The sequence below is a fragment of the Dactylosporangium sp. NPDC049140 genome, from assembly GCF_040648435.1.
On sequence record NZ_JBEZDS010000016.1, the window covers coordinates 63,328 to 77,524 of the forward strand.

At 73.0% G+C, this 14,197-nt stretch carries 14 protein-coding genes; 5 read left to right on the forward strand and 9 right to left on the reverse strand.

Annotated elements, in window-relative coordinates:
• Positions 1-75 precede the first annotated feature (75 nt).
• The 3 genes from AB0B76_RS25565 (at position 76) to AB0B76_RS25575 (ending at position 3,416) form a co-directional block, all read left to right on the forward strand.
• Entirely contained in the window at positions 76-228 is a 153-nt protein-coding gene (locus AB0B76_RS25565; RefSeq protein WP_190251171.1) for a DUF5679 domain-containing protein, read from the forward strand.
• 335 nt (positions 229-563) lie between these two features.
• Positions 564-1,886, forward strand: a complete 1,323-nt coding sequence (locus AB0B76_RS25570; protein ID WP_360379787.1) for a hypothetical protein — start codon at positions 564-566, stop codon at positions 1,884-1,886.
• Positions 1,887-2,075: 189 nt separating this feature from the next.
• Complete coding sequence (locus AB0B76_RS25575) at positions 2,076-3,416, forward strand: AarF/ABC1/UbiB kinase family protein (protein ID WP_360379790.1); 1,341 nt, start codon at positions 2,076-2,078, stop codon at positions 3,414-3,416.
• A 461-nt stretch (positions 3,417-3,877) separates the two neighbouring features.
• Here AB0B76_RS25575 and AB0B76_RS25580 read toward each other — a convergent pair whose 3' ends face one another.
• The 3 genes from AB0B76_RS25580 to AB0B76_RS25590 form a co-directional block, all read right to left on the reverse strand.
• On the reverse strand, positions 3,878-4,261 hold the full coding sequence (locus AB0B76_RS25580) for a WhiB family transcriptional regulator (RefSeq protein ID WP_360379792.1): 384 nt from the start codon (positions 4,259-4,261) through the stop codon (positions 3,878-3,880).
• Between the two features lie 118 nt (positions 4,262-4,379).
• Positions 4,380-4,814, reverse strand: a complete 435-nt coding sequence (locus AB0B76_RS25585) for a hypothetical protein (protein ID WP_360379794.1) — start codon at positions 4,812-4,814, stop codon at positions 4,380-4,382.
• Positions 4,815-5,014: 200 nt separating this feature from the next.
• Positions 5,015-7,126: an ATP-dependent DNA helicase UvrD2 gene (locus AB0B76_RS25590; RefSeq protein WP_360379797.1), complete on the reverse strand. Its 2,112-nt coding sequence runs from the start codon at positions 7,124-7,126 to the stop codon at positions 5,015-5,017.
• An 83-nt stretch (positions 7,127-7,209) separates the two neighbouring features.
• Between AB0B76_RS25590 and AB0B76_RS25595 the strand changes: the two genes are divergently transcribed.
• Together AB0B76_RS25595 and AB0B76_RS25600 are read left to right on the forward strand one after the other, a co-directional pair.
• Positions 7,210-7,452: a mycoredoxin gene (locus AB0B76_RS25595; protein WP_360379800.1), complete on the forward strand. Its 243-nt coding sequence runs from the start codon at positions 7,210-7,212 to the stop codon at positions 7,450-7,452.
• Positions 7,453-7,516: 64 nt separating this feature from the next.
• The gene (locus tag AB0B76_RS25600) at positions 7,517-8,113 is read left to right on the forward strand and encodes a hypothetical protein (RefSeq protein WP_360379802.1); all 597 of its coding nucleotides are present in this window, start codon (positions 7,517-7,519) and stop codon (positions 8,111-8,113) included.
• Here AB0B76_RS25600 and nudC read toward each other — a convergent pair.
• From nudC to AB0B76_RS25630, 6 genes are all read right to left on the reverse strand, one after another.
• Positions 8,091-9,005 carry an NAD(+) diphosphatase gene (gene nudC / locus AB0B76_RS25605; protein WP_360379804.1) on the reverse strand — a complete coding sequence of 305 codons (915 nt, stop codon included), beginning with the start codon at positions 9,003-9,005 and terminating at the stop codon, positions 8,091-8,093. The two genes, AB0B76_RS25600 and nudC, sit on opposite strands and share 23 nt — an antisense overlap.
• A complete protein-coding gene (locus tag AB0B76_RS25610; protein ID WP_360379806.1) occupies positions 9,002-10,336 on the reverse strand; it encodes a pitrilysin family protein in 1,335 nt (444 codons plus the stop codon). Before AB0B76_RS25610 ends, nudC begins: the two co-directional genes overlap by 4 nt.
• Positions 10,333-11,628: a pitrilysin family protein gene (locus AB0B76_RS25615; RefSeq protein ID WP_360380116.1), complete on the reverse strand. Its 1,296-nt coding sequence runs from the start codon at positions 11,626-11,628 to the stop codon at positions 10,333-10,335. Before AB0B76_RS25615 ends, AB0B76_RS25610 begins: the two co-directional genes overlap by 4 nt.
• Positions 11,629-11,635: 7 nt before the next feature.
• Complete coding sequence (locus AB0B76_RS25620) at positions 11,636-12,832, reverse strand: S8 family serine peptidase (protein ID WP_360379809.1); 1,197 nt, start codon at positions 12,830-12,832, stop codon at positions 11,636-11,638.
• Positions 12,833-12,878: 46 nt separating this feature from the next.
• Entirely contained in the window at positions 12,879-13,868 is a 990-nt protein-coding gene (locus AB0B76_RS25625; RefSeq protein WP_360379812.1) for a hypothetical protein, read from the reverse strand.
• Positions 13,869-13,953: 85 nt separating this feature from the next.
• A complete protein-coding gene (locus AB0B76_RS25630) occupies positions 13,954-14,115 on the reverse strand; it encodes a hypothetical protein (RefSeq protein ID WP_360379814.1) in 162 nt (53 codons plus the stop codon).
• Positions 14,116-14,197 lie beyond the last annotated feature (82 nt).

Consider the following 14,197-nt stretch of genomic DNA (forward strand, 5'->3'; position numbering starts at 1 on the left):
GGCACACTCACCACGTTGGCCTAGCTGGTCAGCACCGGTGCGCGGAACGTGCCGGACCGAGATGAGGAGGGCATCGTGGCCGAGACCTACAACGGCTACTGCGTCAAGTGCAAGGAGAAGCGGGACTTCGAGGGCGAGATCGCCATCTCGAAGACCGGCATGAAGATGGCCAAGGGCGCCTGCCCGGTCTGCGGCACCACGGTCAACCGAATCCTCGGCAAGGCCTGAGCCCGCAGCTCGGCCCGCCTCGCACCGACGCACCTCGGACTGGCTTGCGGCGCCGTACCGCGCTGAGTGCCCTCCCCGCCCGGCATTCGGCCGGATCGGTCCGCGCTTTATGACGGACATTTCCGGAATATCGGTCCTGCGGCAGTCAGCGAGGTTCGCCATCCACGCCGGAGGGACCGAAGCTTCAGATGCTCGCGTGAACCCCGCGCGGTACGCGGCCTTTGCCCCTTTCCCTGTGGATAACCAGCCCGCCGGCTGTGGATAACGCCGGCCAGCGGTGGATCGTCCTGTGGACAACCACCGCCGGCCGGCGGCAGGCGTGGGAGCGTTGGGGCATGCGACCGAGGCTGCTTCCGGGGCTGCGGCGCCTCTGGCGCGACGAGCGGACCATCCAGCTGGGCACCGACCCGGCCACCGCCGTCGTGCTCGAGCTGAGGCGGCCGGGGCTGGCGCGGGTGCTCGACCTGCTCGACGGGTCGCGCACGCTGCAGCGGGTGTTCACCGAGGCCCGGCCGTTCGGGGTGGACGGGGCGGAGGTGCTCGACCTGGTCGAGGCGCTGCGGGCCACGGGGATGGTGGTGGCCGCGCACGAGATGCTGCCGACCGGGCTGCGGCCGGACGAGGGGGATGGGCTCGCTACCGAGGCGGCGGCGATCAGCCTTCGGCTGCGGGCGGGGCTGACGGGGACTGATGGGGGCGGGCCGGCGTCTGAGGCGGAGCCGCCACCGGTGACTACTACGCAGCCAACGGCGGCCGCCTCGATGGAACTGCGGCCGATGTCCGCGACGGGCCGGGCGACTGAGGCGGCGACGGGGCCCGCGGCGGTGGCAGGGCGGGCGACTTCAGCGGGAGAGGCCGCGCTGGACCTACGGCCGATGTCCGGTGCGGAGCGGCCCACGGCGGCGACGCGGTCGGGGACGGCCGGAGCGCGCCGGCAGACGGCGGCCGGGGTGTTACGACGGCGCCGGACGGCGCGCGTGATAGTGGCCGGTGACGGGCCTCTGGTGGCGCCGCTGGCCGCGGCGCTGGCCGGGGCCGGGGTCGGGCACGTCGAACCGGTGGTCGAGGGCCGGGCGACGGCCGCGGATGTGGCGGTCGGCGGCCTGGCCCGCGACGACGTGGCGGCCTCGCGGTTCCTGGCCACTTCCACCGCGATCGCCCGGCACGCGCCCTGGGTACGGATGACGCCCGGGCGCGAGGACGGCATCGACTTCGTGGTGCGGGTGGGCGACCGGCGCCTCGATGCGCTCGACCGGCGCGGGGTGCGCGTGCATCTGCTGCCGCGGCTGGAGGTGCGGGTGCGGCTCGGCACGGTAATCGTCGGCCCGCTCGTCCGGCCCAGCCGGTCGCCGTGCCGCGGCTGCCTGGAACTGCACCGGCAGGACCGCGATCCGGCCTGGCCCGCGCTCGCGGCCCAGCTGGCCACCGCCCCGCCGGGCATCGGCGAGCCGTGCAGCCTGACCACGGCGATGGCGGGGGCGGCGTTCGCGGCCGACGAGGTGTTGTCATACCTCGACGGGATCGCACTGCGCACCGAGGCGGCGATCGTCGAGATCCCCCGGCCGGGAGAGATCCGGCGCCGGGAGTGGACCGCCCATCCGCGCTGCGACTGCCGTCGCCGACGACGAACCGGCTCGAAGGGACAGGGGGTGCCTTGAGTGAGCAGAGCGGGGGCCCGAAAGCGGACGACAAAGCGGCCGATGCAGCCCGGCCGGGCGAGCACAGGACTCCGCTCGGTCACATTCAGGGTCGCCCCGAGGCGGACGCCGGAGGCCGAAAAGGGCGGACATCCACGCTGTGACTGCCGTCGCCGTCGTCGGGGTGGCTCGAGCGGGTAAGAATGACTTGTGACCGAGATCCCTAGGGGCGCAGTGGCCCGCACCGCACGGCTGGCGTCGCTTCCCCTCGGGCTGGCCGGGCGCGCCGCGCTCGGGCTGGGCAAGCGCGTGACAGGTATGGCCGCCGAAGTCGTCTCCGCCGATGTACAGCGCCGCACCGCCGAGCACCTGTTCAGCGTTCTTGGGCAGCTCAAGGGCGGCGCGATGAAGATGGGGCAGGCGCTGTCGGTCTTCGAGGCCGCACTGCCCGAGGAGCTCGCCGGGCCGTACCGGGCGGCCCTGACCAAGCTCCAGGAGGCCGCCCCGCCGCTGCCCGCCGCCAGCGTGCACAAGGTGCTCGCCGAGTCGCTCGGGGCCGACTGGCGCGAAAGGTTCAAGGAGTTCGACGACAAGCCGGCCGCCGCCGCGTCCATCGGGCAGGTGCACCGGGCCGTGTGGTTGGACGGGCGGGACGTGGCCGTCAAGGTCCAGTACCCGGGGGCCGGCGACGCCCTGCGCTCCGACCTCAACCAGCTGGCGCGCTTCGCCGGGCTCTTCAAGGCGATCCAGCCCGGCCTGGACGTCAAGCCGCTCGTGGCCGAGATCCGCGACCGGGTCACCGAGGAGCTCGACTACGAGCTCGAGGCGCGCTCGCAGGCCGCGTTCGCCGCGGCCTTCGCTGACGACCCCGACATTTTCGTACCCCCGGTGCTCGCCTCCTCGCCCCGCGTCCTCGTCACCGAGTGGGTGGAGGGGACGCCGCTGTCGGGGATCATCTCCAGCGGTACCGAGGAACAGCGCAACCGGGCCGGGCACCTCATGGCGCTGCTGCACTTCTCCGCCCCGGCCCGGGTCGAGATGCTCCACGCGGACCCGCACCCCGGCAACTACCGCCTGCTCGACGACGGCCGGCTCGGCGTGCTCGACTTCGGCGCGGTCGCCCGGCTGCCCGGCGGCCACCCCGACATCATCGGCCGGCTGACCCGCCTGGCCCTGGCCGGGGACGCCGAGGCGGTGCTGGACGGCCTGCGGCAGGAGGGGTTCATCAAGGGCGTCGCGAAGGTCGACGCGCCCGCCGTGCTCGGCTACATCCGGCCGATGCTCGACCCGCTCGCCGAGGACGAGTTCCAGTTCACGCGGGCCTGGCTGCGCGGGGAGGCGACCCGGCTCGCCAATCCCAAGAGCCCGGCGTACGCGCTGAGCCGCCAGCTCAACCTGCCCCCGTCGTACATGCTGGTGCACCGCGTCACGCTCGGCTCGATCGGCGTGCTGTGCCAATTGGAAGCAAAGGCCGCCTATCGCTCCATCCTGACCGAGTGGCTGCCGGGGTTCGCCGAGCCGGAGGCCAAGAAGGCCCGGCGCAAGAAGTAGCGGCCGGCGCAGGAAAGGCGCAGCGCAAGCAGCAGGGGGCCGGCGCGGAGAGGCCGGCCCAAGCAGCAGCAGCGGACGCGCAGGAGGCCGGCCCAAGCAGCAGCAGCGCGGAGAAGGCCCGACACGAAGAAGGCACGCGCGAAGCAGCAGCAGCAGCAAGACACGGAAACGGGCCCCTCCGCGTGAAGGGGCCCGTTTCTCGTCATCAGGGTCAGGGTCGGGTCAGGAAACGCTCCTGCTCGCGACGAGCGCGCATGGCGACCTGACGGGCGGACGGGTAAGCCTCAGAGTGGATGGCAGTCTGAGGCCGACGCATTCGCGCTCTCGACAGTGCTTCGTGAAGTAGTTGCAAAGACATCGCGTAACTCCTGGGTCGGTCGGTGACGAACTCGGTGGAACTAAGCCGGGTCGGCTGCGCGGCGCGCAGTCCTCGGCTGGCCGGCTGGCGATGTGCGCTCATCTCAGGCCGCCACACCGGCGACCACGGCCGCCGTACGGGCGGCAACCTCGCCGCGCAGGACGGCGTCGCGAGCGACGTCCTCCTTGCGCGGGCGGCCCCGCGGACGCTTACGCGGCACAACCGCGCCGCGCTCGAAGATCTCGCCGCCCCAGACGCCCCAGGGCTCGGCGCGCTCGATCGCGCCCGCCAGGCACTCGGCGCGGAGCGGGCACTCCACGCAGAGCGACTTCGCGAGCTCGAGCTCCGCCGGCGAGTCGGCGAACCACAGGTCCGGGTCGAAGGTGCGGCACGGCAGGTCGGACTTCACACCCCGCGCAGCTGCACGGAGACGCTCGTCCGAGGCCGGGTCGATGCGCACATCGATCGATGCCAAGGCCAGGCTCATCCCGGTCACCCCTTTCTGTCTTTCGATCGTTTGGTGTGATCGTTTGGTGCAAATGAATGAGGCCGCGGATCCCGGTTACGGGTTCCGCGGCCTCGAGGTGAGCCGGTTGGTCGGTCTGTTAGACCGGCCTGCCTCGAGGTGGTATGCCGCGGACTCCGCCATTGGGCTTCGGAGCCGTCATGTCGTCGTGCTTCGCGCTGAACCCAGTGGTCCCCTGAACCCGGATTCCGCGCTGGTCGAGCAGAGCCGCCGAGGCGACGTGGATCTCATCGGTCGTGACGTCGGTCCGGATCTCCGCCGGCTCGGTCTCCCGAACCGTCAGATCCACCCGGGCCGACCCGGTAGCGCCCGCGACGAGCGCGGCCGGAACCAGAGCAGCCGGAACGCCGGTAACGCCCGCAACGCGCGCGGCCGGAACCAGAGCAGTCGGAGCCAGGGCAGCCGGAATCGGAGCCAGGGCAGAGTCCTGCCATTGCCGGGAAGCGGTCGGCGCTGTCGACAAGCAGAGGGCAGGCAGCAGCGCGTGCCGCTCCGAGGTCAGATAGAGCTTCACGGGTCCCACCTTCTCTCTAGCTACTCGTCGTGAGTCGACCGCCGGTCGTCCGGCGTCGTGTTCGCAGGCTATGCCGTGCCCCAACGGTAGGGCAAACGATTTATCGGGGAAAGTTTTTTGTCAGTTTCCAGCCCCCGGGCAACCGCTCGCGCTGGTACTCAGTGTGCCATGTCGGGCCAGCTCATGGTGCCCCGAAACGCTCAAACTTCATCGATGGACCGGGCCAGCGCGTCGACGCTCGTGCCACCCACGAGCGCGACGACGTCGTCGCCGTACAACATCAGCTTTCGCGGCCCGATCCCCGCGATGGCGGCCAGCTCCTCGCGGCGCGACGGCCGCCGCTCGGCGATCGCGGACAGCGTCACGTCGGTGAAGACCACGAACGCCGGCACCTTCTGGATCGCGGCCAGCCGGGCCCGCCAGTCCACCAGCCGGGCCAGCAGGTCCTCGTCGAGGTCCGACGGGCACGTCGAGCAGCGCCCGAGCTTGCGGTCGGCCCCGTTGACCAGCCCTGTGCCGCACACCCGGCAGGACACGGCCATGACCCGCCGGACGCGCCCGGCCACGGCGGCCTTGTCCAGCGGGCGGCGGGGAGCGGGCGCGGCGCCGGCCGAGGCCGCGCCGGCCGAGGCGGTCGTGGGCACGAACCGGCTCGGCCGCCGGGCCCGGCCGCCGGGAGTGCGCGCGGCCGCGTGCGAGAGCCAGAGGGTGTGGCGGGCGCGGGTGACGCCGACGTACAGCAGCCGCCGCTCCTCCTCCACCGCGTCCGGAGTGCGGGCGTGGATCACCGGGAGGGTCCCCTCGGTGAGCCCGACGAGGAACACGGCGTCCCACTCGAGCCCCTTGGCGGAGTGCAGCGAGGACAGCGTGACGCCCTCGACAGTCGGCACGTGCTGCAGCGCCGCCCGCCGCTGCAACTCGGTGTTGAACTCGTCCAGCGACAGCGTCGCCATGCCCTCGGCCAGGCTGACGAGCGCGGCGACCGCCTCCCAGCGCTCCCGCTGGGCCCCGCCGGCGGGCGGGGCGTCGGCGCGCCAGGCCACCCGCTCGAGCGCCGTGTGCACGATCTCGAGCAGCCCGCCCTCGTGCGGGCCGCGGTAGGAGCGCAGGGCGATCATCGCCTCGCGGACCTCGGTGCGCTCGAAGAAGCGCTCGGTGCCGTGCACCACGTAGGGGATGCCGGCCTCGGCCAGCGCCTCCTGGTAGACCTCGGACTGGGCGTTGACCCGGAACAGCACGGCGATCTCGCGCGCCGGGGTGCCGGCGGCGATCAGCTCCGCGCAGCGCGCCGCCACGGCCGCGGCCTCCTCGGGCTCGTCGGCGAAGGTCTTCACGGTCGGCTCCGGGCCGGCCGGGCGCTGCCCGACGAGCTCCAGCCGCAGCCGGGACAGCTCGCCGCGGGCGCGGGAGATGACGGCGTTGGCGAGGCCGACGACCTGCGGGGTGGAGCGGTAGTCGCGGGTGAGCCGGACGACCGTGGCGCCGGGGTGGCGGCGGCGGAAGTCCACGAGGTACGACGCGCTCGCCCCGGTGAACGAGTAGATCGTCTGGCTGGCGTCGCCGACGACGGTGAGGTCTTCGCGCCCGCCCAGCCAGGCGTCGAGCAGCCGCTGCTGCATCGGGTTGACGTCCTGGTACTCGTCCACGACGAAGTGCCGGTACTGCGCCCGGACCTGCTCGGCGACGTCCGGGTGCTCCTCGACGGCCCAGATCGCGGCGCGGATCATGTCCTCGAAGTCGATCACGCCCTGGGCGCGCTTGGCCCGCTCGTAGTGCGCGTACACCTTGCCGACCAGGGCCCCGTCGAACGGCGGCTCGCGCAGCGCCTTGGCCGCCGCGGCCGCGTAGTCGTCCGGCTCGACAAGCGACGCCTTGGCCCACTCGATCTCGCTCGCGAGGTCGCGCGACACCTCGCGGTCGGTCTTCAGCCCGGCCTTGGTCGCGGCCAGGCCCACCAGCCGGGCCTTGCTGTCCAGCAGCTGGGGCATGTCGCGGCCGGAGAAGAGCCGGGGCGCGAAGTACCGCACCTGGCGCAGCGCCGCCGCGTGGAACGTGCGCGCCTGCACCCCGTCGGCGCCCAGGCGCCCCAGGCGCTCGCGCATCTCGGCGGCCGCCCGCGCGGTGAACGTGACGGCGAGGACGTGCTGGGCCCGGACCTGCCCGGACCGGACCCGGTGGGCGATGCGGTGCGTGATCGCCCTGGTCTTGCCCGTCCCCGCGCCGGCGAGGATGCACAGGGGTCCCGCCGGGGCGGTCACGGCGATGGACTGGTCCCGGTCCAATCCCGCGAGAATCTCTGAGGAGTCCGCCACAGCTGGACATCATTCCAGTTGGGTACGACGTTATGCCGTTTCGCCTGTGTGACCCCGCCGATGCTTTCTGGAGGAACCACCCCATGCTGACCATGTACTCCACCACCTGGTGCGGCTACTGCCACCGCCTCAAGACCCAGATGGACCGCGAGGGCATCCAGTACCAGGTGATCGACATCGAGCGGGACCCCGCGGCCGCGAAGTTCGTCGAGACCGTCAACGGCGGCAACCAGACGGTTCCGACCCTGCGCTTCGACGACGGCGTGTCCATGACCAACCCGACGATCGTGCAGGTCAAGAAGCATCTGGAAACTGTCGGTAGCTGAACGGGAGCAAATCCGTTACGGTGGCTGGCTAGAAACGCCGGGATGCCTGGGGAGGCCGGCCACCATGCGGGTTGCCCGTCTGTACGCCGTGCGCAACGCGCCGGAGCGGCCGCGGGTGGCCGATCCCGAGCGGCGCCGCCGGATCGCCGACTACCTCGCGGGCGGCACGACGATCGGCCGCGGCCACGGGCCGGCCGTGCTGCACACCGACGGGCTGTGGCTGTGGCCGGAGCGCTTCGTGGGCGAGATCCGCGACGAGGGCCTCGCGCCCGAGCCCGACCTGCTCGCGCGCATGCACGCCCACTCCTACCGGCCCGAGGCGCCCGCGCCCGGGGAACGGCTCAACGACGAGGCGATGCGCTCCTGGCGTGCCGGGCCGCCGGTGGACCCGCGGCAGCTGGTCACGTACTTCGTGCGGGTCAGTCCCGAGACGACGCCGGAGCGCCCGCTGTCGCTGCTGCGGCGCACGGTGAGCCCGGCGGGCGGGGTGACCGAGGAGGCCGTCTGGCGCGACCTCGCCTGGCACCCCACCAACGCCTTCGTGAGCCAGCGCATCGACGACGAGCTGCGCGAGGTCTCCCCCGCGCACGCCGCCGCCGTCCTGGACCGCTGGTGCGCGGCCTGGCACCGCGAAGCGCTCAGGCGTACAGCCAGGACGTGATCAGGTAGTGCGCGATCGAGGCCGGGAACGGCAGCCCGAACTCGGCCGACTCGCCCGCGAGCACCGCCGCGATCTCGCTCCGCGTCAGCCACCGCGCCTCCGCGATCTCCTCCACGTCGACGGTGATCGCCGCGCCCTCCGGGGCGAGCGCGTGGAAGCCGAGCATCAGCGAGCCCGGGAAGGGCCAGGGCTGGCTGGCGAGGTACGTGACCGCGCCGACGCGCACGCCGACCTCCTCGAGCACCTCCCGGGCGACCGCCATCTCGGCCGACTCGCCGGGCTCCACGAACCCGGCGAGGGTGGAGAAGCGCGGCACCGTGGCGCCGAGCGCCTTCCACTGCGCGTTGAACCCGAGCAGGCAGCGCCCGTCCGGGCCGGCCACGCCGTCGTGCACCAGCATGATCACCGCGGGGTCGGTGCGCGGCCAGAGCGTCTCCTCGCCGTCCTCGGTCACCCGCACCCAGCCGCCCTGGGCGGGGCGGGTCAGCCGGCCGCTCAGCGGGCTGTACGGGTGCCGCGAGTGCCAGTTGGCCAGCGCGACCGAGGTGATGAACAGCCCCGCGGGCAGGTCGGTCAGGGCCGCCCCGACCTGGCGCAGGTTGACCCGGCGGGTGCCCTCGGACTCGGTGACGTCGGCGGCGACCGCGAAGTACACGGTGCCATCGTCCGCCTCGCCGAGGAAGAAGCGCTCCCCTGCCGGCGCGTCGGCGGGGTCGATGAGGACCAGCTCCGGCGCGTCGCCCGGGTGGACCAGCACGTGGCCGTCGTCGACCACCACGACCCGGGCCCGTTCGAAGGCCGCGGCGAGCCAGGCCTCGTCGGTGCGCCGGTGCGCGGCCCGGTCGAGCGGGCCGCGCGCGAACGGCGGAGCGTCGGGCACTAACGCGGTCATGCCGCCTCGGCGCGCTGGACCGAGGTGAGGGCGGCGAGCCCGGACTCGATCCGGGCGGCGTCGCCGAGGACGACGGCGGCGGCCCGGGCCGGGGCCAGGTACTGCGCGGCCGCCGCGGCCACGTCCTCCTTGCTCGCCTTGGCCAGCCGGGCGGCGTGCTCGGCCAGGTAGTCCAGCCGCAGCCCGAAGCCCGCGTAGGTGGAGACCAGCCCGGCCAGCCCGGCCTGGGTGGACATCCCGAGCTGGAGCGTGCCCAGCGCGTACTGCCGCGCCTGCTCCAGCTCCTCGTCCTTCGGCGGGAGGCTGGCGATCCGCCCGAGCTCGTACAGCGTCTCCAGCAGCGCCGGACCGGTCACCTCGGTGGCGACCTCGGCGGAGACCACGAGCGCGGAGCCGGCTACGGCGTGCTCGATGAGCGAGTGGGGTCCGTAGGTGTACCCCTTGTCCTCGCGGATGTTCTCGACCCAGCGGGAGGAGAAGTACCCGCCGAAGACCAGGTTCGCCAGCTGCAGCGCGGCGTGGTCGGGGTGCCGGCGCGACACCGCCGGCAGCGCCAGGCGCAGCGAGGACTGCACCGAGTCGGGCCGGTCGACCAGGGTCAGCGGGCCGGGCTCGAGCGCCGGGGCGGGCGGCAGCTCGGCCAGCAGGCCGCCGCCGTTCCACTTGCCCAGCATCCGCTCGGCCGCGGCGATCGCCTGCTCCGGCTCGAGGTCGCCGACGACCACGAGCGTGGCGCCGGCCGGGTGTACCCGCTCGCTGTGCAGCAGTCGCAGCTCGTCGGGTACGACCGACTCGACCTGCTCCGGCGCCGGGGTCTGCACCGCGTAGGGGTGGGCGCCGTACATCCGCTTGAGCAGCGCGACCCGGGCCAGGTGGCTCGGCTGGCTCTGCGCGACGCGGATCCGGTCGACGAGGCGGGCGCGCTCGGTGTCGACCTCCTCCGCCGGGTACGCGGCGTCGGTGAGCACGGCGGAAAGGATGTCCAGCAGCCGATCGAGCCCGTCCACCAGGGAGTTGCCCGAGATCAGCAGGCGGTCGGGGTCGGCGCCGGCGGAGAGCCCGCCGCCGACCTTCTGCAGCTCGGCCGCGATGTCGACGGTCGACATGGTCGAGGTGCCGGACAGCACCGTCTGGGTCAGCAGCGCGGCCCGGGACAGGTCGGCCTGGGCGAACGGCATCCGCAGGCGGACCTCCGCCAGCGGCACCGACGGGCGGCGCAGCGCGATCACGGTGAGGCCGTTGTCCAGGGTGTGCTCGACGGTCGAGGGCACCTTGAGCGCGCGGTTGGGCCCGAGGACCGGCAGGGCGCGCGAGGGGGTTGGCACAGTCACTTGGCTCCTCCGGCGATGACCTCGACCGCGGCGCGGCGGGACGGCACGAGCTGGGCCGCGGCCGCGACGATCTGCTCCTCGGTGACGTCACCGATCAGCGTGTGGAGCCGGTTGAGCAGCTCCGGCTCGCCGCGCTGCTGCTCCAGCACGGCCATCTGCAGGGCGCGGCCGAGCACCGCGTCGGTGTCGCGCAGCAGGTGGGTGGCCATGCGCGCCTGGGTCCGGCTCAGCTCGTCGGGGGCGAGCCCGTCGCTCGCGATGCGGGCGCACTCTTCCTCGACGGTGCGCAGCACCTTGTCGACGTCGCCGCCGGGAGGGAGGTGGGCCTGCAGCACCAGGGCGGTGGGGTCGCGTACCGCGAAGGGCTCACCCATGAAGCCGATGTACCCGCCGACGCTGGTCACCGACCGGTCCCGCAGCACCAGCCGCTCGACCAGGCGCGACGCGTCGCCGTCGGTGAGGACCTCGGCGAGGACCACGTAGGGCAGGTAGCCGGCGAGGTCGTTGACCGGGTCGGGCACCCGCCAGGCGGCCGCGATGGCGGGCAGCGGCGCCAGCCGGTCCTCGTAGGTGGAGCGGCGCTCCGCGGTGAGGTCGGCCTCGGTGAAGTCGGGGCGCACCGGTGCGGGCCGGGCCGGCACGTCGCCGAAGTGCCGCTCGACCAGCTCGGTCGCGGTGGCCACGTCGAAGTCCCCGGAGACCGCGAGCACGGCGTTGCCGCAGGCGTAATACCGGTCGAAGAAGTCGGCCGCGTCGGCCACGGTCGCCGACTCGAGGTCCTCGAACGAGCCGTAGCCGTCGTGCGCGTTGGCGAACGTATCGAACATGACCGGGGGGAGCCGCAGCCAGGGGAAGCCGCCGTAGGGACGGTTGAGCACGTTGACCCGGATCTCCTCCTTGACCACGTCGATCTGGTTGCGGAGGTTCTCCTCGGTCAGCCGCGGCGCGCGCATCCGGTCGGCCTCGAGGAAGAGGGCCCGCTCCAGCGCGTTGGAGGGCAGCGTCTCGAAGTAGTCGGTGTAGTCGAAGTGCGTCGAGCCGTTGAACGTGCCGCCCGAGCCCTGCACGTGCCGGAAGTGGGCGAGCTTCTCCAGGTTTTCCGAGCCCTGGAACATCAGGTGTTCGAACAGGTGGGCGAAGCCGGTGCGCCCCTGGGGCTCGGATCTGATGCCGACGTCGTAGACCACCGCCACGCCGACGACCGGCGCGGCGCGATCTGGGGTCAGCACCACGCGCAGGCCGTTGGCCAGGGTGAAGCGCTCGACGGGATACTTGGAAGCCGGGATCCGCACAGCGGGGCTACGACTGGACACCCACCGAATCTACTTCGTTTCGGGCCGAAATCCGGATTCGGTGTTCGGCCAGACCGGCGTAAACGCCCACTCCGGCGATCACGGCGAGCAGCGGCAGGCCCAGCAGCCAGCCGTAAGGCCCGCGGGAGCGCGGTGTCGAGGGCGCCGCGACCGGCGTTGCGGCCGGAGAGACGGCGAGTGATGTTGATCTCACCGAAGGTGATGGCGAGGGGCTCGGCAGCCGCCGGGTGAGCGCCTGAATGAGATCGAGCCGCCCGAGGCCGTTGTCGGCGTCGGGGCCGGCCGGGCCCGCGTCGACCGCGGTCAGCGTGAGCCGGCGGACGATCTCGGGCGCCTTGACCCCCGGGTACGCCGCCCGGACCAGCGCGACCGCGGCCCCGAGGATGCCGGGCGAGGCGCTGCCGTCGTCGACGCGGTACCGGTTGCCGCTGTTCGTGGTCATGATCTGGAACCCGGGCACGCCCAGGCCCAGCTTGCGGCCGCTCGCCGATGTCACCAGCACCTCGCCGGTGCGGGTGAGCGGAACCGCGGTGATCACGCCGTCGTAGGCGGCCGGGTAGGGCTCGAAGTCGCGGCCGGGCTGGTCGCCGTCGGCGGCCACGATTATCGCGTCGGCGGCCTGGGCGTCGCGGACCGCCTGCAGCAGCCGCTCGCTGCCGGCCACCGAGTACCCGATCACGATGACCGCGGTGCGCTGGGCGATCGCCGCCTCGATGCCGGCCGCGAGCTCGTCGCCGGTGGGCGCCCGGCCGACCGGGGTGTCGAGCACGATCGGCTGCACCTTGGCGCCGGGCGCGATGCCGATGACGCCGTCGGCGTGCTCGGAGCCGTGGCCCTGACCGGCGATGATGCCGGCGAGCGCGGTACCGTGCCCGTCCGGGTCGGCCTCCGGGACGCCGGCGGCCGGCGGGTCCGACGGGCTCGGCGCGGCCCCGGGGTCGCCCGGCGTGGTGACGCGGACGGGGTCGAGCACGGCGCCGGCGAGGTCGGCGTGGGCCCGGTCGACGCCGCGGTCGATCACCGCGACCGTCACGCCCTCGCCGCGGGTGTGCCCGTTGGCCTCGGCGACGCTGAGGTACCGCAGGTGCCACTCGGTGTCGCGGATGACGTCGGCCCGGGCGGCGCCGGCGGGCACCACGGCCGCGAAGAGTCCGAGGGCCACCGCGGCCAGCCGCTGCTTCATGCGGGCTAGCGTGCCGGATGGATGCAAGCGGCGCCACTTGCCCTGCTCAGACGGGGCGGATGCTCTCGGGGGCCTCGTCGGCGACGTAGTCGAACTGACGGTGCGTGTCGGGGATGGACACGTACAGGATCGCCGCCTCGGGCTTGCCCAGGTCCACCAGGGCGATCGAGACCAGCTCGCTCTTGGCCCGCAGCCCGGGCTGGTTGAAGTGCAGGCGGAACTTGAGCAGCCGGGCCGGGCGCCCGCCCAGCGTCAGGTCCTTCGCCGCGATCTGCTCGAGCTGGTTGCCCTTGGGGTAGAAGCTGATCCGCACGTCGGCGGCGATCTGGTCGCCGACGCAGTGCAGGTCGAGGACCATGCCGTCGTTGACCGCGGCGGGAACGTGGCCGGACAGGATCGTGGCGTGGTAGTCGGCGCCGGCCCCGTCGTAGTTCGGCTCGGTGACGAAGTCCTGGCCGATGCGGTACGTGATCTTGAGTTCGCCCTGGTCGCGCCAGTTCTCGGCGAGCGGGCGCCAGGGCTCGCCGTACTGCTTGTAGCTGATCCCGGACTCGCCGTCGCTCGTGCGCGGACCCGGCGGGACCTCCTCGCCGCCCTGGTTCGGGTTGTCCGGCGGGATGGTCGGCGGCGGGCAGCGCCGCGCCAGCTCGGGCCGGGTGTCGCTGGGCCCCTCGGCCTGCTTGTTGAACAGCCCGCCCGGCGTGGTCGCGTTGTTGGTCATCACCGACACGAGGATCACGATGAGCCCGATCGCGACGACCAGGATGGCGCCCCCGCCCAGCCACTTCAGGATTCGCTGGTTGCGGCGGATCGGATCGTCGTCGCCGGCGCGCTCGAGATCCGGCAGATCCGGCGGCGGTACCACGGGAGGCGTCCCCGACCGCCCGACCCGCCCGGACGCGTAGCCCCCCGCGACCCGCTGCTCGCGCCGGCGGAACGGTTCGGCGGGTGCGGCTGATGGCGACGCGGGCACGGTGACCGGTTCGATCACGGTCTGTGTGTCCGGCGTCGCCCACGGCGAATTCTGCTCGGTCATGTCAAAACCCAGTGTCGCAGCCGAATGCGACGGCGACCAGCAGCCCCCCGCCCCGCCCAGCTGGGGATTCGCTGGGGGTTGTGGACTACGGCTGCGGGTGGGGCGGCGGGTGCAGCTGGGTGACCTGCGGATAGCGGTGCGAATCGTCCGCCGCCACGGGTCCGATGACCACGAGCGCAACGGTCAGCACCCCGGCGGTGGCAACGCCCACCACCAGTGCGACTTCGCGAACGTACGGTGCCTGCATGTTGAGCGCTCCCCCTCGCATGCCCTCTTGGACAGCTTCGGGGACGGATCGGTTGCACCGACAGGCGCGTGTCGGAAGCTTG